This is a genomic window from Citrobacter sp. XT1-2-2 (assembly GCF_023516235.1).
Lineage (GTDB): Bacteria > Pseudomonadota > Gammaproteobacteria > Enterobacterales > Enterobacteriaceae > Citrobacter > Citrobacter werkmanii.
Genome location: NZ_CP097324.1, coordinates 1,794,177 through 1,813,248, shown reverse-complemented (window position 1 = coordinate 1,813,248; position 19,072 = coordinate 1,794,177). Strand labels below are relative to the sequence as shown.

The window sequence follows — 19,072 nt, the reverse complement described above, 5'->3', positions numbered from 1 at the left end:
GGCACCCCGCCGCAATCAGGCAATGGTGACTTTGCTGTCCAGATAAACATCCTGCACGGCGTTAATCAGCTTAACGCCGTCGGCCATGGTTTTCTTGAATGCTTTGCGTCCAAGGATCAGCCCCATACCGCCAGCGCGTTTATTAATGACTGCCGTACGTACCGCATCGCTCAGATCGGTTTCTCCACCGGCAGCGCCGCCAGAGTTAATTAATCCGGCGCGCCCCATATAGCAGTTCGCCAACTGATAACGTACCAGGTCAATCGGGTTGTCGCTGGTCAGCTTGTTGTAGACGCGATCGTCGGTGTAGCCAAAGTTAACGGCTTTGTATCCGCCGTTATTTTCCGCCATTTTCTGCTTCACAATATCCGCCCCAATAGTGGCAGCCAGATGGTTAGCCTGACCGGTGAGATCGGCGGAGACATGATAATCCACCCCGTCTTTCTTAAACGCGGAGTTACGCAGATAAGCCCACAGTACGGTGACCATACCCAGCTCATGGGCACGCTCAAACGCGGCGGAAATCTCTTCAATCTGACGTCGAGACTCCTCAGAACCGAAATAAATAGTCGCCCCGACCGCCACCGCGCCCATATTGAACGCCTGCTCGACGCTGGCATATAACGTCTGGTCAAACGTATTGGGATAACTGAGCGTTTCGTTGTGGTTAATCTTCACAAGGAACGGAATACGGTGCGCGTAACGGCGGGAAACAGAAGCCAGCACGCCATAGGTCGATGCCACGCAGTTACACCCTGCTTCGATTGCCAGTTCCACGATATTCTTTGGATCAAAGTACAACGGGTTAGCCGCAAACGATGCCCCAGCGGAGTGCTCCACGCCCTGGTCCACCGGAAGAATCGACAGGTACCCTGTTCCAGCCAGGCGCCCCGTGTTATACAGCGTCTGCATATTACGCAGTACGGCTGGGGGACGGTTGTTATCAACCATTACGCGATCAACGTAATCATGTCCTGGCAGGTAAAGTTGGTCAGAAGGAATGGTCATACAACGATGCTGTAAAAGGCTGTCGGCATCTTTGCCAAGCAACTGCGCAATATCAGTCATAGCTATGCTCCCGTAAGTTCCGATTAATAATCGGAATGTGAATTATCCTGACCCGCTTTTTTGCGGGCAGCAATAAGCCTGGTACCGACTGCGCTTTTTTTCCATCTTTAGCGCACTTTTCAGCGATTTCCGCTGGAACGATTCAGGAAGAAATAATGTTAAGGCGGTCAAATTTAGATCGCAAAGGTATTTTAAAGGTATTATCAGGTGGTACTATCAACGCGTACCTTACCTGTCATGAAGGATTTAAAGATGAAAACTACAGTTAAGCTGTCGTTCATGATGTTTGTTGAGTGGTTTATCTGGGGCGCCTGGTTTGTCCCGCTTTGGCTGTGGCTCAGCAAAAGTGGCTTTACCGCGGGTGAAATTGGTTGGTCGTACGCCTGTACCGCCATTGCTGCGATCCTGTCGCCGATTCTGGTCGGCTCTATCACTGACCGTTTCTTCTCGGCGCAAAAAGTCCTCGCCGTATTGATGTTTGTCGGCGCTATCCTGATGTACTTCGCCGCGCAGCAAACCACCTTTAGCGGATTCTTCCCGCTGTTACTGGCCTATTCACTGACCTATATGCCGACAATTGCGTTAACCAACAGTATCGCTTTTGCCAACGTACCGGACGTGGAACGTGATTTCCCACGCATTCGCGTGATGGGCACCATTGGCTGGATTGCGTCTGGTTTGGCCTGCGGCTTCTTGCCGCAAATGCTCGGCTATAGCGATATTTCCCCCACCAATATCCCCCTGCTTGTTACGGCCGGAAGTTCCGCGCTGTTAGGCGTTTTTGCGTTCTTTTTACCGGATACGCCGCCGAAAAGTACCGGCAAGATGGATTTCAAAGTCATGCTGGGGCTGGATGCGCTGATCCTGCTGCGGGATAAGAACTTCCTCGTCTTTTTCTGTTGCTCATTCCTGTTTGCCATGCCGTTGGCATTTTATTACATCTTCGCCAACGGTTATCTGACAGAAGTGGGGATGAAAAATGCGACCGGTTGGATGACGCTGGGCCAGTTCTCTGAAATCTTCTTTATGCTGGCGCTGCCGTTCTTCACCAAACGCTTTGGCATTAAAAAGGTATTGCTGCTTGGTCTTATTACTGCGGCTATCCGCTACGGATTCTTCGTTTACGGCGGTGCGGAAGAATATTTCACTTATGCCCTGCTGTTTCTCGGCATTCTGCTACACGGCGTCAGTTACGACTTCTACTACGTTACGGCCTATATCTATGTCGATAAAAAAGCGCCGGTACACATGCGCACCGCAGCGCAAGGGCTTATCACGCTCTGCTGTCAGGGATTCGGCAGCCTGCTGGGTTATCGCCTGGGCGGCGTAATGATGGAAAAAATGTTTGCCTATAAGGAACCGATTAATGGTCTCACCTTCAACTGGGCGGGCATGTGGGGATTTGGCGCGATCATGATCGCCGTCATTGCCGTGCTGTTTATGATTTTCTTTCGCGAATCAGATAAAGAAATTACCGCCATTCAGGTGGACGATCGCGATGTAGCGTTGAAACAAGGGGAAGTGAAATGAAAGCAGAACGTATTCTCGGTGCTCTTTATGGGCAGGCGTTAGGGGATGCGATGGGCATGCCGTCTGAACTGTGGCCAAGAACCCGGGTTAAAGCACACTTCGGTTGGATCGACCGTTTTTTGCCTGGACCTGCGGAGAATAATGCCGCCTGTTATTTTAACCAGGCGGAGTTTACCGATGACACATCCATGGCCCTGTGTCTGGCTGATGCCTTGCTTGAATGTGATGGAAAGATAGTTCCAGACGTTATTGGCCGCAATATTCTGGCCTGGGCCGAACGTTTCGATGCCTTTAATAAAAACGTGCTTGGTCCAACGTCAAAAATTGCGCTAAATGCCATTCGCAACGGCAAACCTGTTGCCGAACTGGAAAATAATGGCGTCACTAACGGAGCGGCAATGCGCGTTTCGCCGCTGGGATGTCTGCTGCCCGCGCGCGATCTCGATACCTTTATTGATGACGTCGCACTGGCCTCCAGCCCGACACATAAATCGGATCTGGCTATCGCCGGCGCTGTCGTCATCGCGTGGGCGGTGTCGCGTGCTATCGACGGAGGAAAATGGTCGGAGATCGTCGACGCGCTGCCTGCCATTGCCCGACATGCGCAGCAAAAACGGATCACCACCTTTAGCGCCTCGCTCTCTGCCCGCCTTGAACTGGCGCTAAAAATCGTTCGTCATGCCGATGGTATAGAGTCCGCCAGCGAGCAGTTATACCAGGTCGTTGGGGCCGGAACCAGCACCATTGAGTCCGTGCCCTGCGCCATCGCGATGGTCGAACTGGCGCAGACCGATCCTAACCGCTGCGCCATTCTGTGCGCGAATCTTGGGGGCGATACCGACACCATCGGGGCAATGGCGACCGCTATTTGCGGTGCGTTACATGGCGTAAGCGCGATTGACCCGGCATTGAAACAGGAACTGGATGCGGTAAATCAGTTGGACTTTACCCGCTACGCCAATGGATTACTACGACTGCGCGGACAACGGGAGGCGCTATGAACAGCACCACGCGTCTGCAACAACTTCTCCCCCAGTTAGGTTCACACAGGCCGGTCACGGTGGTGGGGGCAGCGGTCATTGATGTCATTGCCGATGCGTATGCCCTCCCCTGGCGCGGGTGTGATATCGAGCTTAAACAGCAAGGCGTTAACATTGGTGGCTGCGCGCTCAATATTGCCGTTGCGCTCAGGCGTTTAGGTATCAGCGCCAGCAATGCGCTACCGCTGGGTCAGGGGGTATGGGCCGATATTATCCGCAACCGGATGGCAAAAGAGGGATTGCATAGCCTGATTGACAACGCAGAAGGCGATAACGGCTGGTGTCTGGCGCTGGTGGAACCGGATGGCGAACGAACCTTTATGTCTTTTAGCGGCGTCGAAAACCAGTGGAACACCGACTGGTTGGCGCGACTGAACATCCCGCGTAACAGCCTGGTCTATCTGTCAGGCTATCAGTTAGCCTCTCCATGTGGCGAGCTGCTGGTCCAGTGGCTGGAAGGTCTGGAAGACGTGACGCCGTTTATCGATTTTGGTCCGCGAATCGGCGATATTTCAGACGCCTTAATGGCGCGAATCATGGCCTGCCGACCACTGGTATCACTCAATCGACAGGAGGCCGAAATTGCCACCGAGCGGTTTGCATTAAGCCAGGATGTAGAGGGTTTTGGCGCAGAGTGGGTACGCCGTTTCGCCGCACCGGTGGTGATACGCCACGATAAAGACGGCGCGTGGTATTTCAGCGCGCAAACATCCGGTTGCGTACCAGCATTTAAGACGACCGTCGTGGATACCATTGGCGCGGGCGACAGCCACGCCGGCGGCATGCTGGCCGGACTGGCGTCAGGCTGGCCGCTGGCTGATGCGGTACTGCTGGGCAATGCGGTGGCTTCCTGGGTAGTCGGGCATCGCGGCGGCGATTGCGCCCCCTCGCGAGAGGCGTTACTCCTCGCACACAAAGACGTATAGATCGCTTCGGCAATAGCTGATGCTGTATTCAATGGGCCGTTGCTGCTGGTCAAGCGCTACCTGCTTGATCACCAGCACCGGCACTTTGCTGTCCATTTGAATGTGTGCCTGGAACTCTGCGTCAGGCATCCTGGCGCTGACGCGTGAACGCGTGCGCTGCGGGAAGATATGCTGGCTGCGAAAATAGTCGTACAGCGAAACGCCGATGGCATCCACATCATGGATTAGTTGGACCGGCACCCATGACTCTTCAATAGAAACGGCGTCTTCATCGACATAGCGAATACGCTTGAGCAGAAAAACGTCACTCCCGGCGGCAACAGCCAACTGCTGCGCTACCTCTTCCGGACAAGGCACAATGCGCTTGTTGACCCACAGCGTATCTGGTTTTTTACCGCGTAAAACGACCTGCTGCGAAAAACCCCGCGCTTCTTTAAGCGAATACTCGAAGATGTTGTTGATCTGCGTCCCGTAACCGCGGGCGCGTGTCACCACACCTTCTTCCTCCAGGGCCTGCATTGCCTTGCGTACCGTAATTCGCGACACGCCGGTCAACTGACTGAGATCGCGCTCGCCGGGCAGGATATTGCCATGCTCAAGGATCCCGCTGCGCACAGCGTTTTTCACCGTTTGCGCAAATTTCATATACAGCGGCGTGTTATCTGCCGCTGCAATGCGTTCATTCAGTTGCGCGATAAGCTGGGTATGCGCTTGTTCCATTTATCTTTTTCCAGGCAGACGTTTCTGCTGCCAGTATACTCATTACCACCACGCGTGGAAATGATGCACCGGACCTATTCCCTGCCCGACTTCAAGGGTGTCGGCTTGTGCCAGCGCAGCTGAAAGCCACAGCTTGGCTTCCTGTACCGTATCAGCCCAGTTGTTATGCCGTGGACGCAGCGCCGCCAGCGCTGCGGACAGCGTACAACCGGTACCGTGGGTATTTTTAGTGATAACACGGGGCGCAGTAAAACGCTGTTCGCCGTCACGGGTAAACAGCCAGTCCGGGCTTTGCGCATCCTCCAGATGACCGCCTTTCATCAGCACCGCCTCACAGCCCAGCGCTCGCAGCGCCCTTCCCTGTTCTAACATCTCCTGTTCCGTTTGCGCATGCGATGCGCCGAGCAATGCCGCGGCCTCCGGCAAATTTGGGGTGATAATTGAAACCTGCGGCAGCAAACGGGTACGCAGCGTTTTTACCGCCGCGGACGACAGTAACGGATCGCCGCTTTTCGCCAGCATTACCGTATCCAGCACCACATTTTGCACCCGATGGCGGTGCAAACGTTCGGCGACCGCTTCAACAATATCCGCTTCCGCCAGCATGCCGATTTTGGTGGTATCAATACGTACATCGCTGAACACTGAGTCCAGTTGCGCGGCGACAAAGTCAGGTTCAATGCGATATACCGACTGCACCCCACGCGTATTTTGCGCCACCAACGCAGTGATCACCGAACAGCCGTAAGCGCCAAGCGCGGAGAACGTTTTTAAATCGGCCTGAATACCCGCGCCACCGCTGGGATCGGTTCCGGCAATCGTTAATGCGTTAATCCGTTTCATGCTTGCTCCTGCGCGTTCAGGTTATAGAGGGCGTCGAGAAATGCCGGGACAAAACTGCCCGGCCCGGTCGATTGTTGCGTGGCGATTTGTCCGGCCTGTTTCATCCAGCTACAGGCGGAGGCGACGTTATCAATCCGGTCACCGGGCAGTGCGCAACTGGCCGCAACGACCGCAGATAGCGCACATCCGGTGCCGACCACGCGCGTCATCAACGGATCGCCGCCATTCACGCAGACGGTGCGCAGACCATCGGTAACATAGTCCACTTCGCCGGTCACCACGACGATGGTCTCTACCTGACGGGCCAGCGCCTGGGCCGCGCCAAGCGCAGCGGCTGGCGTATCGGTCGTGTCCACGCCACGCCCCCCGCCGTTCATTCCTGCCAGCGCCAGTATTTCCGAGGCATTACCGCGAATTACGGCTGGCTGTAGCGACAGTAAATCCAGACAGAAGCGGCAGCGAAACTCAAGAGCGCCCACGGCAACGGGATCGAGCGTCCAGGGGGTTTTAGCAAGAAGCGCCTGCTCAACGGCGACGCGCATCGCCGTGGCCCGCTCCAGGGTAAGCGTGCCGACGTTAACCAGCAATGCGCTGGCAATAGCCGCAAACTGGCTGGCTTCTTCAGGTTCAACCACCATCGCAGGTGATGCGCCTAACGCCAGCAGCGTATTGGCGGTAAAGTTTTGCACGACCTCATTGGTCATACAGTGCGTGAGGGGGGAAAGCGTTCTAAAGTGGTGTAAGGCATGGGCCGCGAGCGCGCGGCTGTGCAGGTCAGGCTGCATGGTTCAGCTCCTGCCCGCGCGAAGAAGGGACACGAGCAGTGTCAGACTTCCCTACGCTGGCATTATCCAGATCAGGTGGTACGGGTATTTCTCAGCCTTCACAAAGAAGGGCACCCCGAGTCGTTTTACATAAAACTCAATAATATTAAAAGGATAGCGAGAGAAAATTACATACTCGAGCCCCTGCTATCCATTTACTGAATGGCGGAATGTATCCACACCACATACTTTACCAGTCAGTGAGGGAAGTGAACAGCAGGGGTTGATTCTGGAAAGGATGATCATTGGCGCAGGCGACGTCATCCACTCAGGCATTTCGTATAGCGTCTCAATGCGGGGACACAACGATCATCCCCGCTTAAATTTCCAGGCAGACAGAAACGTTGCAATTGAACATTCAGCCAGTTTCTCAAGTTTATGGGGATCAACTGCTTTTTGCGCAATTATTGCACCAGGAAGGAGATATCCCATAATGGCCCCGAGGAAAGCAGTAGCCTGTAATTCCGGATTATCTAACGTAACTATTCCTTCATTATTTTTCTGTTCCAGAATTTCTGTCAACGCCTGCAAAACGCGTCCAGAGTTTCTTTGCTCCAGCATGACATGTAAATCGGGCTTTTGAACCAGCACTTGAATCAATAAACGCTGGAAATGGATATTCTCCGGAGTATAGAAATGATTCTGTACAACCCGGGCAAACCCTCGCAGGAGATCGGGAAAATCCAGTTGCTCCTGGAGTAACTGCCGTAAAGGCGGCTGCATTTTGTCATTCAGAAATTCAAACGTCGCCAGCAGGAGAGCATCCTTTCCCCCTGGAAAATGGCTGTAAAGTGTCGGCCGCGTTGTCCCTGCTTCACTGGCAATAGTATCAAGAGATACGTCAATGCCATGCTTGAGAAACAGCTCACATGCCGTTTGTAAAATGCGAGGACGGGACTTCATTGGCCGCCCACGTTGATTAACCATTATTGCATTCCTTACGTTTGCCTTTTTTCAGTCTCGAGATTCCCTGCTGAATGAGAATAAAAAATATTGGGACAAAGAGCAGCGTCAGTAACGTGCCTGTGAGCATACCGCCGATTACCGAAGTTCCAATCTCTTTTTGGCTGGAGGCCCCTGCGCCAGTAGAGAGTACCAGAGGGATAACACCAACAACAAATGCCAGAGACGTCATGATGACAGGACGTAAGCGTAATCTTGCTCCTTCAAAAGCAGCCTGAATCAAAGGTCTACCCTTGCGGATTTGCGCCAAAGCAAATTCAATAATGAGAATTGCATTTTTTGCTGAGAGCCCCATCGTTGTGAGTATACCCACCTGGAAGTAGACATCATTTTCAAATCCGGCGATCAAGGCTGCGCTCACTGCGCCGAGAACCCCAAGTGGGATAATCAGCAGCACAACAATGGGCACAGACCAGCTTTCATATAAAGCAGCCAGACATAAAAATACGAACGCAACGGAGGCAAGATATACCCATAGTGTCTGTGCCGATGAAGCCTGTTCCTGCCATGATATCCCGCTCCACTGCAGATCAAATCCTTCAATTGGCGCTATCAGCCGGGCCATTTCAGCCATTGCTGCCCCAGAACTTATTCCCGGAGCTGCGTCTCCTTGAAATTGCACAGCAGGTAATCCATTGAATCGCTGAAGCATTTGTGGACCAGTAGTCCAGCGGAAGGAAGCAAAACTGGCGAATGAGGTCATATTATCGCTACTGTTACGTACAAACCAGGAGGATAAGTTTTCAGGTAGTGAACGCCATGGCGCATCACCTTGTATATAAACCCTTTTTACACGGCCACGGTCAATAAAGTCATTAACGTAAATCCCTCCCCATGCAGCAGAAAGCGTTTCGTTGATATCCGCCTGTTCAAGGCCGTGAGCTTGTGCTTTTTGTCTGTCAATATCTACCTGCAGCAACGCCTTCTCGGCCAGGCTGTTCATTCGCACAGCGCTCAGATTTTGGTTTTCTCTGGCAGCCGTAAGTAACATTGTTTGCGCCTGATTAAGACTGTGGTAACCGCGGTCTGAAATGTCCTGAAGCCATAATTCGAACCCGCTGGATTGTCCTAGCCCCCGAACTGTGGGTGGCGATACAATGCTGACAGAGGCGTTCTGAGACGTTTGATTAAAATATTGATTAGCTCTTGCGATAATAGCCTGAGCGCTGTTAGTTTCCCCCTGACGTTCGTTCCAGTGCTTTAACTCAGCAACGGACATTCCCACATTTTGCCCGCTACCTGCGTTATTTCGTCCAGCGACAGTAAATATAGCGTTAAGATTGGCATTCTCCCGCGTCATGAAATAGCGTGTGATTTCATCTCCAACCCTCTGAGTCATTGACATTGGCGCCCCTGGAGGAAGAGTGAACTGGATTGATATTGCCCCCTGATCCTCCTCCGGAAGAAAACTGGTCGCGAGTTTTTGATATTGCCAAACCATGAACATCGACATCAGAAAAGCGAGAATAATGATTCTCACAGGGCGTGCTGATATTTGCGCGAGCACATTAATATAACGATGCTGGCTTTTTTCGACATACCTGTTGAAATGAGTGAAGAATTTCCCTTTCTTCTCATTTCGGCTTTTAAGCAAATGAGCGCACAATGTAGGGGTTAAAGTCAGTGCAACCAGCACGGAAAGCACCATAGCAGAAACAATGGTGACCGTGAACTGGCGGTAAATAATGCCGACTGAGCCACCAAAAAACGCAACTGGAATAAAAACTGCGGATAAGACCAGCGCGATACCTATTAATGCACCGGTTATTTCCCGCATGGAGTTTAGCGTAGCCTGCAGCGGCTCGAGATGTTCTTCTTCCATTACTCGTTCGACATTCTCAACCACGACAATCGCGTCGTCGACAAGTAACCCAATGGCAAGCACCATGGCAAAAAGTGTTAAGGTATTGATGCTATACCCTAGCAGGCTGAGGATGCCGAATGTGCCCAATAATACGACAGGCACCGTCAATGAGGGAATTAATGTGGCTCTCCAGTTTTGTAAGAACAGATACATTACCACCACAACAAAAACGATCGCTTCAATCAGCGTCTGCACAACATTTGTGATGGACACCGTCACAAACGGAGTACTGTCACGAGGATAGGCAACTACAATGCCTTGCGGAAATCGATCTTTTAATCTGTTAACTTCAGCGCGAACCTTTTCAGCAGTTTCCAGAGCATTAGCTCCGGATGCGAGTTGAATAGATATTCCAGCTGCAGGATGACCATTAAGTGTGGTCAGATTCTGATAGTTTTCAGCCCCGAGTTCGACTCGAGCAACATCTCGCAAATATACAGCTGAGCCATCATTATTTGTCCGAAGAATGATACTTTCAAATTGCGTCGATGTTTCCAGGCGGGACTGGGCGGTCACCGTCGCATTCAGATACTGATCATTGAGAGAAGGAAGAGAGCCAATTTCTCCGCTGGTAACTTGCGAATTTTGTGCCTCGATAGCCGTTTGTACATCAGAGGGCATCAAACCATAATTATTGAGCTGATGTGGGTTGAGCCAAATCCGCATAGCATATTGCGCACCAAAAACTGTTGTTTCTCCCACCCCCTTAACTCTACTTAAGGGCTCCTGCAACGTGTTGATAAGGAAGTCGCTGATATCGACACTGGTTAAACGGTCGTTCTGGTCATATAAGGAGATAACCATCAGGCTATCTCCCTGTGATTTAGTCACAGAAAGTCCCTGTTGTTGCACTTCCTGCGGTAGCCGTGTCATAGCCTGGTTTACAGCATTTTGTACCTGGACCTGGGCTATATCGGGATTGATACCTTGTTCAAAACTAAGGCTAATACGGGACTGGCCAGCTGAACTGCTGGTTGAAGAAAAATAAAGCAGACCATCAATTCCTTTTATTTGCTGTTCAAGTAGCTGCGTTACGCTGTCCTCAACGTTTTGCGCAGAAGCGCCTGGGTAGTTTGCCGTAACGTTCACCCCCGGTGGCGCAATATCCGGATACTGCTCAACAGGCAGTGTTAAAAGAGCCAGGATACCAGCAGAAACGATGCAAATAGCAATGACCGCGGAGAACACAGGACGGAAAATAAAGAAGTGAGCCAGCATCGTGTTTTCCTCCGTTTAGTCAATGGGGTCGCGCAGTGAAAACACGTGCGGAGGCCTGGCTCGTTGAATAAAAGCCATATGCGATGTTTGCCACAAATTAAAAACAGGTTGAGGTATGGGTAATTTGACCGTTGCTGGGCATAGCAGAATATTGATTGCTTTCGCGACAATGTATCTGCTGATTTCGAGGCAAGACATTGTTCGTTGATGTTCACGCCATAAATAGTCATAGGTTTGGATAGTGAAACTATTTTGGAGTAGTAAAAAACGTAAATAGCTGAGTCGTAACTGCATATGCTGATAATTCAAATCGGTACACTGAAAGCAAGCCTGCTCCCGGTCCCGCATGACAAGACAGCGATCAACCGTCTTTGGCTCTACAGACCCCCTTCCAGGTAGAGATGCCTTAAGATGACATGACAAAGTCATTAACAATATGAAAATTAATAACTTTCCCCATTTACTAAAGTTCGTCATAGTAAAGCCTCGCCAATTTATTTACTTTACAGTAAAGTAAATAAATTGATTAAACAAGCATCAACTTTTTTACTCCATTCCAGTAGTGGGTTTTCTTGAAGACAATTGTTCCGGGCCACAGAAACCGGAGCAACTCATGTATGCTGTGGAACAGCGCTACGCTGAGTTGATATGCAAAAACGTGACACCTCATCGCTAAATTGCCACTCTAAATTGTCGCAATGCTGTACATTCATTTACACTTTTTACGAAATTTCTGGAGTGATAACAAAAAAGTCCTTGTCAGATGCCCTGTAAGCCAGGAATGATACATGACTGATTTTGATGACCCGAAGAGGTAGAGAAGATGGGTATGAAGAATAAAATGTTGCTGGGTGCACTCCTGCTTGCGAGCAGTGTCGTCTGGGCCGCGCCGGCTGCAACAGCTGCCCCCACCGGTATCGATAAATATGAGCTGAGCAGCTTTATTGCTGACTTCACCCATTTCAAACCCGGTGACAAAGTTCCACCACTGTATCTCACCAGCGAATACACTATTAAGCAGTGGAATCTGCGCAACCTGCCCGCACCGACAGCAGGCACCCACTGGACCTACATGGGCGGCGCGTATGTGCTGGTCAATGATGCCGATGCTAAGATCATTAAAGCCTACGACGGCGAGATTTTTTATCATCGGTGAAAAAACACGCACTCACTCTGATGAGGGAGTGCGTAAAATACCATAGCGTGATCAATCATAATCGATAACAATTTTTACACGGCTTAGTACCTGCCCGGCTTTAAATATCTTATCTCCATAAGGAGTGTATTTATATTTCAGCGGTATAATCGTATTTCTGGCCACGTTCTCTTTTAAATCTCCCCATGCTATCAGATCATAATGATTATTGCTTAAATTAACTACAGAACCATCTTTTATTAACTCAAAGCCAATATTTCCAGCGCTATCACTATTCGTATATTCATTAGGTAAAACATTACCGACAGCATTATCAGAAACGAATCTGTAATGAACTGATCTTGTGGCATAGGCCACAATTTGGTCACAATCAATTTTCACTTCGGCATCAGCATCATATGAAAGATTATTCTTCACATCACTATAATTTACAGTATTAACTCTAACTGCAGTATCAGTAAAAGAACAGGTAGTAGGAGTATAATTAAATTTCACCTTGATTTTTTGGGCTAAATAATGACTAGAGTCAGTACGGTCCTCCGTAAAAACAATATAATCGCCAAGGAGCGTTGAATTATTTAATTTTATAGACGTAGTTCCTCCCGGATCTTGATTGATTAATTTATAATCTACCCTGTAGCTTCCTTTCGAATTAATTTCACCACCATTGAAATTAAAATACTCATACTGACTCAATATCCCCGCAATTCGAGAAAGTGGAAAGACAGGGGAATTTTGCACTATAATTCTCACTGCGACATATATATAACTACTTATATCTTCTGACTCTATCCGATAGTACATGATATGATTATAAAGAGGTATGGCAGTGAGTTCGTAATTATTACTATTTTTATTCGAAAATTGACAGTGGAATTTTCTTGAAGAAGTAAAATTAAAATTTTGAGCAATAGTTTGCTGAAATAAATTTAACTGCGCCTCATTTAAATTTATTTCTATATCTTCACTTACAGCCACCCCATCCGAAATTTTTGTCGCAGTTCCTAAAAAAGAAAAATCATCATCATAACACATAGAAAAACTTGAAAATGATACAACCATAAGAAATAACAAACATATAAATCTCATATCTCCTCCTCACCGACAAATATAAACTTTACTTTCATCAATCGTTTTACCAAAGGAGATTGAGCATGAAAGTCCCTGTTGTTTATCCACTGCGACTTTAATTTCCGGCGGCACACTGTCGGTACGAATAAAGAGCTGGCTGCCCTGACCGACCAGGCCAATATTATTCCCTTGGTTATCTTCCACCTCATAACCAAAAGTTAACGGTGAACCATCCGGGCGCTGGGCGCGAATAAACCAGGGCTGCCGTTGGTCGGTATCGAATTTCACCAGCACCACGGCGCCGCGATAAGGCGCGGCACTGTGTCGGTTACCCAATAGCTCGGTTTTACTGTCGGTATTAGAAACGTCCAGCGTCAGGCTATTTTCCCGGTACGGGGTCAACATATCATATAACACCACACCGCTGCGGTTAGTGGTGCGGTAACGTTGCCCGTTGACGTAGGCGCCTTGCAGTCCCGGCGCCTGCATTACTGCAAAAGTATCGGAAAGGCGGTTCGCAAGATTCACCCCGCCGGACCAGGCCACTATCCCGCCCGAAATATTACCACCCGCCTGCCGGTATTTATTAGACTGGCTATAGCTACCGCTTAGTTTAGCAATCGGTGCGTTCCAGGTTAAGTTGGTGCCTGCCGTCGTTTCGCTGTCCTGGCGCTGATGGCTCAGGTTAACGCCATAGTTAAACTGGTCGCGATCGCCCATCGTCCCGGAAAGTCCGGTATTGTTTGAGGAAAACCCATCGTTATTAAAGGTCGTTGAGTTAGATAAATATATCTGGCGGCGTCTTGAGGTAATATCATCCCCCCAGTCAAACGGAACAGAAATTAAAAGGTTAAAACGCTTATCCTCGCGATGATCCTCGTCATAGGTCTGGCTGGCCGAAAAGGTATAGCTAATACGTTGCCAGTTATTGGTATAACTCAACTGATAATCCTTACTCGTGCCACTACGCTCCCAGTAATCGCGCCACAATATACTTAGTGATAAGGAACCATAGCCCGCCGGTAAAGTTTGGCTCACATTGGCGGAAAAACTGTTTTTGCGACCAAAATCATACTGGTAATAATCCGCTATGTCATAAACATCATTTTCATCACGATGATAGCTGTCTTTATTATTGGCCCAAACGTGATCGTTAAAAGTCCGATAATCCCGTGATGAGTATCGATAGGCAGCAAGGCCAAAACGCGTGGCGGTTTGTGTCAAATATTTATTATAAGCAATTTGATAGCTTTGCCCATCAAATACATCACCATTATCCTGTTTACTGTGTGAACGCGTCGCATCCACGGAGATTGCGCCAATTCGGGTATTCCAGCCAGTTCCTAACGTGAACGAATTATAGTTATCAGCGAGCATCGTACCGCCATATAACGTTAATAGGTTACTCCACCCATATTGATAGCTCATCTGCGCAAAGTCGGTCTGATTACTTGCCCCTTCGATATGGCTACGTCCGGCGGCAAAATCATATTTTGAGACCCCAGGCTGCAACATGTTAGGTACCGCTGCATATGGCACCAGATAGGTGGTAACCGATCCATCGGCTTCTTTGATGCTAACATCAAGATCTGCACCTCCCCCTGCTAACTGCAAATCCGCGATAGAAAACGGGCCTGGCGGTACTTCTTTCTGATACACCACAAAACCGTTCTGCTCAATAGTGACCAGCGCATTGCTCTGCGCAATCCCCTGCACCACCGGGGTAAAGCTTTGTTTTGAGTTGGGTAACATCTGCATATCACGGTATAAACGCACCCCACGAAAGCGTACCGAGTCAAAAATATCAGATGAGGTGTACATATCCCCGGCGCGTAACGTGCCGAGAATTTGTGGAATACCGTATTCCAGATAAAGGGTGTTACTTTTCCATTCCCCGCTGCTGTCATCCGTTTTGTTGTAGCTGGCATCGGAATGCAACTGCCAGCCCAGCAGGTTTAATCCACTGGTAAATCGCGCATAGGTACTTTTGCTGTTACCAGAATTCTTATAGTCGCTATTGTACTGGCTGAGATAATAGGAGGTATAAAGGGCATTGATACCGCGATCCCAGCTTTCCGGCGGCACATAGCCATTTTCCAGCTCGTCAACGTAGGCCTGGGGTACGCTAAGATCTAACTGAAATTTTCCTATGTTCCAGCGATAACTCCCGCCCTGCACCGCTTGCTCAAGAGAAAGGCAGTTTTTGGTTTTATCAAGCTTATCGGTATTAATCCCTAAACGCGTGATGGTATCGCGAGTCAGGCAGGTTTCAGCAGCCGTATCTTTAACTGTAATCTCATATTTGCCGCGCCACTGTTTATTAACGTAGATATCCACGTCATATTGTCCAGGTAAAGGATGATTATCATCAACGCGTAAAGCAGAAACTTTTTCGCCCTTCATCCCGCCCATCATAAAGTGTGTATCAAAAGTTTCTTCTGCCGACAGGACAGAAAAAGACAACAAAGACAATAATATCGCAGAAGCAAGCGGGGTCATCCTTAACATAATCAGCTCCTGTCATCTCAGGCTGACGTTATCACTTATATAATTGCCATGATCATCAATAATTGTTAGTTTATACTGACTGGCATTACTATTTTTCACCGTAAAAGATTCGCTAGATAATGGCGCAACCATCACCGAGTCATTATTTATCTTGATACTGCCAGCTTTAACTTCCGTGACCGTTATCCAGTTAGCGCTGCTATTTTTTATAGAGAAATTTCTTCCACTATGGTTTAACGATAATTTTTTAAAAATTTCTTTATTAACTGGCGCAACACCTGCAGGACGATAAAAGAGCTTAATCCGGTTCTGCATAGCAAATTTAAGTACATTTTTACCATCATATGCCGGATTATTGGGTGGGATATCCAACACATTGAGATAAAACAGACTCTCTTTATTATTTGGTAGCATATTAGGCATTTTCTTAATTTTAAGCTGCTGCCCTGAATTTCCCGCTACTTTAGCGACTGGAGGCGTCAGCAAAAAAGGTACCTGAATCTTCTCGGGTGGCAGCGTTGTATTACCATCATCAATCCAGGCCTGTATCAAAGAAGCGCTTTTTTCCTGGTTCATCAACTGTATAACTATTTCATTTTTTTCTGCAGGGTAAATTACTCTTGTGCCATAAATCACTATCCCTGCCTGAGCCGGTGTCATAAGTGATAATGTAATTACCGCGCCTAATATTTTCATTTTAATTCCCTTTTTATACCGGCAACCCTGGTTGCCGGTATAACACTAATCCTGAACAACAATCAGTTTTATATTTGCTTTTACTTCACCTGTACCAACGGGAGCACCCGCAGCACCTAAAGCCTTTGCATAACGAGCCGAAAGTCGAAGCCCGTATTGAGTATTACCCTCAGTTGATAAACCCAACCGTTCAAGATCTGAAAGCTTAAATTCATCCTGACCATCTTTTGTAATTAAAACATTCTTGTGAAATAATTTAAAACCGACCTCTGCAGGACCTGTGCCTTTATTTTCAATAACACTATTATAATCAAAAGCACTACCATCAACTTTTATTTTGACATTATCGCTACTATTACACTCAAGAATTAAATTCTTATCTGCTTCATTTTCACCATACCCCGTATCCTGACCCGCGGCCAGTGGAGTAAGTACTGTAGCGGGAATATCGTCTAATGTAATAGTAGCGGTATTTGCTGTATCAAGGAACTTACAAGCGGTACCTGACACCATACCGGTAATTGTTAACGTACCTTCTTCAACCCCAGCAGCAAAAGCCCCGCTACTCATAAATAATCCTGTTACCACTGCCGCAGCAATAATTGAACGTTTCATAGTATCTTCCTTAATCAACATATTTAGATTTGTTACGTGGTGTTATTCCTGTAATTAGAATCTACACAATTAAATCGTTACCGCAATGTAAACGGAATGTTTTTTTGATTTAAGACAAGTTACTCAATGCAATATAATTACAACAAATAGTCAGGAACCAATCTTATTTACACAATTAATAAGTTAACGTAATTTACCATTCATATTTATTTTCAAGATAAATAAAAAAGCCCACATCATTCATGAGAGTGATGTGGGCTATATGAAAGAGAGTATCCTAGTCGTAGCGGTTGAGGATAATTTGACGATTATCACTGCCTGGAACAGCGACCAGTTCCGTTGTTACTCCCCTCACCACCGATGAAACAGTTTGTTCGGTACTCGAAACGTGGGTGGTGTTGCCGCAGCGCTGTTGAAGCTGAGCATTTACCACTTCGGTACTGCAGGTCGGCGCGACAACGTTGCCGCTAATAGTTAAGGTTGCGGTATCTGTTCCCAACGCGGGAAGACTTAATCCATAAGCCAGAACTATAATTCCCAGCGACAAAGTTTTTTTCATCTAAACGTCATTCCTGTATTAAGCCCGATTTAACATGCAGGGTAGTTATTTAGCGTAATAATAGGTGCGCTACCACGCGAAAACCAATTGAAATACTAAATCAATAGGATAGGCATGATCAATTTAAATGATGAATAACGGATATAATTCAGAAAAAAACATGTTTTATTAAGACAGGGTAAACAATGCTCTATTTTTTCTTCATCTTATATATTCACCGCATCAATATATCATTGATACGGTGAATAATATTTAACGCCAGAAATTACACCGCGCGGAAGGCAATTTCGCCAGGAATAACTTCACCCTGCCAGTACAGCTGCGCTGCCACGCGCCCTGCAAGGTCACGGTAAATGGCGGTAAATTCGCTGTCTGGACGGCTGATAACCGTCGGCGTACCGCGATCGAGGTCTTCACGCAGAGAAATATGCAGCGGCATTTGTCCCAACAGTTGGGTGTGGTACTGCTCGGCCAGTTTCTGTGCGCCGCCGGTGCCAAAGATTGGCTCATGATGCCCGCAGTTGCTGCAAATATGCATACTCATATTCTCAACAATACCCAACACCGGCACTTCGACTTTTTCGAACATCACAATGCCTTTTTTCGCATCGATCAGCGCAATATCCTGCGGCGTGGTCACTACAACCGCCCCAGTTACCGGAATGTTCTGCGCCAGCGTCAGTTGGATGTCACCGGTGCCTGGCGGCATATCCAGTACCAGATAATCAAGATCTGGCCATAAGGTTTCCTGCAGCATCTGCAATAGCGCTTTACTGGCCATCGGCCCGCGCCACACCATAGCGTTATCGTCGGTGACCAGATAGCCAATGGAGTTGGTCGCCAGACCGTGAGACATAATCGGCGCCATATGGGTGCCGTCCGGTGAAGTGGGACGCTGGTTTTCCGCGCCGAGCATCGTCGGGATGGACGGGCCATAAATATCGGCGTCCAGAATGCCCACCTTTGCCCCTTCCGCAGCCAGCGCCAGCGCCAGGTTCACCGCAGTGGAAGATTTACCCACCCCGCCTTTGCCGGAACTGACGGCAATGATGTTTTTCACACCATTAATACCCGGCTGATTTTTCACACGTTTCAGGGTGGCGATGTTATGTGACAACTTCCAGTCAATCGCTTTCGCGCCGGTAATACGCAACAGATCGGCACTGCATTGCTCTTTTAATGCTTCAAACGCGCTATGCCAGACGAAGGGCATGACCAGCTCGACGTGCAACGTGTCATCCATCCAGGCGACATGGTGCAACGCTTTAAGCGTCGTCAGATTATGCTTCAGGGTTGAATGCTGAAAATTCGCCAGCGTCCCGGCGACCATCGCGCGCAGGGTTTCTGGTGATTTGGCCTGGGATTGTGCGTTCATCCCGACTCCTTTTTGTTGTTCTGAAAATACAATAGTCACCAGGTAGTTTACTCCAACCGCAACAATTATTCATTTACGGATAAATGCCCTTATCGC

At 48.5% G+C, this 19,072-nt stretch carries 16 protein-coding genes and 1 riboswitch; of the genes, 4 read left to right on the top strand and 12 right to left on the bottom strand.

The window, feature by feature from the left end:
* Positions 1 to 15: 15 nt before the first annotated feature.
* Positions 16 to 1,068, bottom strand: coding sequence for a class I fructose-bisphosphate aldolase (gene fbaB, locus M4I31_RS08485; protein ID WP_038641899.1), 1,053 nt, complete (start codon positions 1,066 to 1,068; stop codon positions 16 to 18).
* 252 nt (positions 1,069 to 1,320) lie between these two features.
* Between fbaB and M4I31_RS08480 the strand changes: the two genes are divergently transcribed.
* Genes M4I31_RS08480 through M4I31_RS08470 form a run of 3 tightly spaced genes read left to right on the top strand, consistent with a single transcriptional unit; the run spans position 1,321 to position 4,564 of the window.
* The gene (locus M4I31_RS08480) at positions 1,321 to 2,598 is read left to right on the top strand and encodes a nucleoside permease (protein WP_038641902.1); all 1,278 of its coding nucleotides are present in this window, start codon (positions 1,321 to 1,323) and stop codon (positions 2,596 to 2,598) included.
* Positions 2,595 to 3,599, top strand: a complete 1,005-nt coding sequence (locus M4I31_RS08475) for an ADP-ribosylglycohydrolase family protein (RefSeq protein WP_085047900.1) — start codon at positions 2,595 to 2,597, stop codon at positions 3,597 to 3,599. Before M4I31_RS08480 ends, M4I31_RS08475 begins: the two co-directional genes overlap by 4 nt.
* The gene (locus tag M4I31_RS08470; RefSeq protein ID WP_085047899.1) at positions 3,596 to 4,564 is read left to right on the top strand and encodes a PfkB family carbohydrate kinase; all 969 of its coding nucleotides are present in this window, start codon (positions 3,596 to 3,598) and stop codon (positions 4,562 to 4,564) included. Before M4I31_RS08475 ends, M4I31_RS08470 begins: the two co-directional genes overlap by 4 nt.
* Here the strand turns inward: M4I31_RS08470 and M4I31_RS08465 are convergent.
* From M4I31_RS08465 to M4I31_RS08445, 5 genes are all read right to left on the bottom strand, one after another.
* Entirely contained in the window at positions 4,538 to 5,284 is a 747-nt protein-coding gene (locus M4I31_RS08465; protein ID WP_085047898.1) for a GntR family transcriptional regulator, read from the bottom strand. The genes M4I31_RS08470 and M4I31_RS08465 overlap by 27 nt on opposite strands.
* 42 nt (positions 5,285 to 5,326) lie before the next feature.
* Positions 5,327 to 6,127 (bottom strand): bifunctional hydroxymethylpyrimidine kinase/phosphomethylpyrimidine kinase, encoded by an 801-nt coding sequence (thiD, locus tag M4I31_RS08460; RefSeq protein WP_085047897.1) that lies wholly within the window; start codon positions 6,125 to 6,127, stop codon positions 5,327 to 5,329.
* Positions 6,124 to 6,912 carry a hydroxyethylthiazole kinase gene (gene thiM / locus M4I31_RS08455; protein ID WP_085047896.1) on the bottom strand — a complete coding sequence of 263 codons (789 nt, stop codon included), beginning with the start codon at positions 6,910 to 6,912 and terminating at the stop codon, positions 6,124 to 6,126. The genes thiD and thiM overlap by 4 nt, the downstream gene beginning before the upstream one ends.
* A 31-nt stretch (positions 6,913 to 6,943) precedes the next feature.
* Positions 6,944 to 7,040, bottom strand: a riboswitch (TPP riboswitch).
* A 220-nt stretch (positions 7,041 to 7,260) separates the two neighbouring features.
* Positions 7,261 to 7,878 carry a TetR/AcrR family transcriptional regulator gene (locus tag M4I31_RS08450; protein WP_085047895.1) on the bottom strand — a complete coding sequence of 206 codons (618 nt, stop codon included), beginning with the start codon at positions 7,876 to 7,878 and terminating at the stop codon, positions 7,261 to 7,263.
* Positions 7,871 to 10,996: an efflux RND transporter permease subunit gene (locus M4I31_RS08445; protein WP_161668281.1), complete on the bottom strand. Its 3,126-nt coding sequence runs from the start codon at positions 10,994 to 10,996 to the stop codon at positions 7,871 to 7,873. The genes M4I31_RS08450 and M4I31_RS08445 overlap by 8 nt, the downstream gene beginning before the upstream one ends.
* 823 nt (positions 10,997 to 11,819) lie before the next feature.
* On the opposite strand from M4I31_RS08445, the gene M4I31_RS08440 reads away from it, so the two are divergent.
* Positions 11,820 to 12,152, top strand: coding sequence for an RcnB family protein (locus tag M4I31_RS08440; protein WP_121529274.1), 333 nt, complete (start codon positions 11,820 to 11,822; stop codon positions 12,150 to 12,152).
* 51 nt (positions 12,153 to 12,203) lie between these two features.
* Here M4I31_RS08440 and M4I31_RS08435 read toward each other — a convergent pair whose 3' ends face one another.
* The 6 genes from M4I31_RS08435 to apbC all read right to left on the bottom strand — a co-directional run bounded on the left by M4I31_RS08435 (position 12,204) and on the right by apbC (position 18,976).
* Positions 12,204 to 13,241: a hypothetical protein gene (locus tag M4I31_RS08435; protein WP_085047893.1), complete on the bottom strand. Its 1,038-nt coding sequence runs from the start codon at positions 13,239 to 13,241 to the stop codon at positions 12,204 to 12,206.
* Positions 13,242 to 13,250: 9 nt separating this feature from the next.
* Positions 13,251 to 15,731: a fimbrial biogenesis outer membrane usher protein gene (locus M4I31_RS08430; RefSeq protein ID WP_069323462.1), complete on the bottom strand. Its 2,481-nt coding sequence runs from the start codon at positions 15,729 to 15,731 to the stop codon at positions 13,251 to 13,253.
* A 12-nt stretch (positions 15,732 to 15,743) separates the two neighbouring features.
* A complete protein-coding gene (locus tag M4I31_RS08425; protein WP_085047892.1) occupies positions 15,744 to 16,427 on the bottom strand; it encodes a fimbria/pilus periplasmic chaperone in 684 nt (227 codons plus the stop codon).
* Positions 16,428 to 16,472: 45 nt separating this feature from the next.
* Positions 16,473 to 17,042: a fimbrial protein gene (locus M4I31_RS08420; RefSeq protein ID WP_159120973.1), complete on the bottom strand. Its 570-nt coding sequence runs from the start codon at positions 17,040 to 17,042 to the stop codon at positions 16,473 to 16,475.
* A 277-nt stretch (positions 17,043 to 17,319) separates the two neighbouring features.
* Entirely contained in the window at positions 17,320 to 17,601 is a 282-nt protein-coding gene (locus M4I31_RS08415) for a DUF2574 family protein (RefSeq protein WP_085047890.1), read from the bottom strand.
* Positions 17,602 to 17,866: 265 nt separating this feature from the next.
* Complete coding sequence (apbC, locus tag M4I31_RS08410; protein ID WP_038641931.1) at positions 17,867 to 18,976, bottom strand: iron-sulfur cluster carrier protein ApbC; 1,110 nt, start codon at positions 18,974 to 18,976, stop codon at positions 17,867 to 17,869.
* Positions 18,977 to 19,072 lie beyond the last annotated feature (96 nt).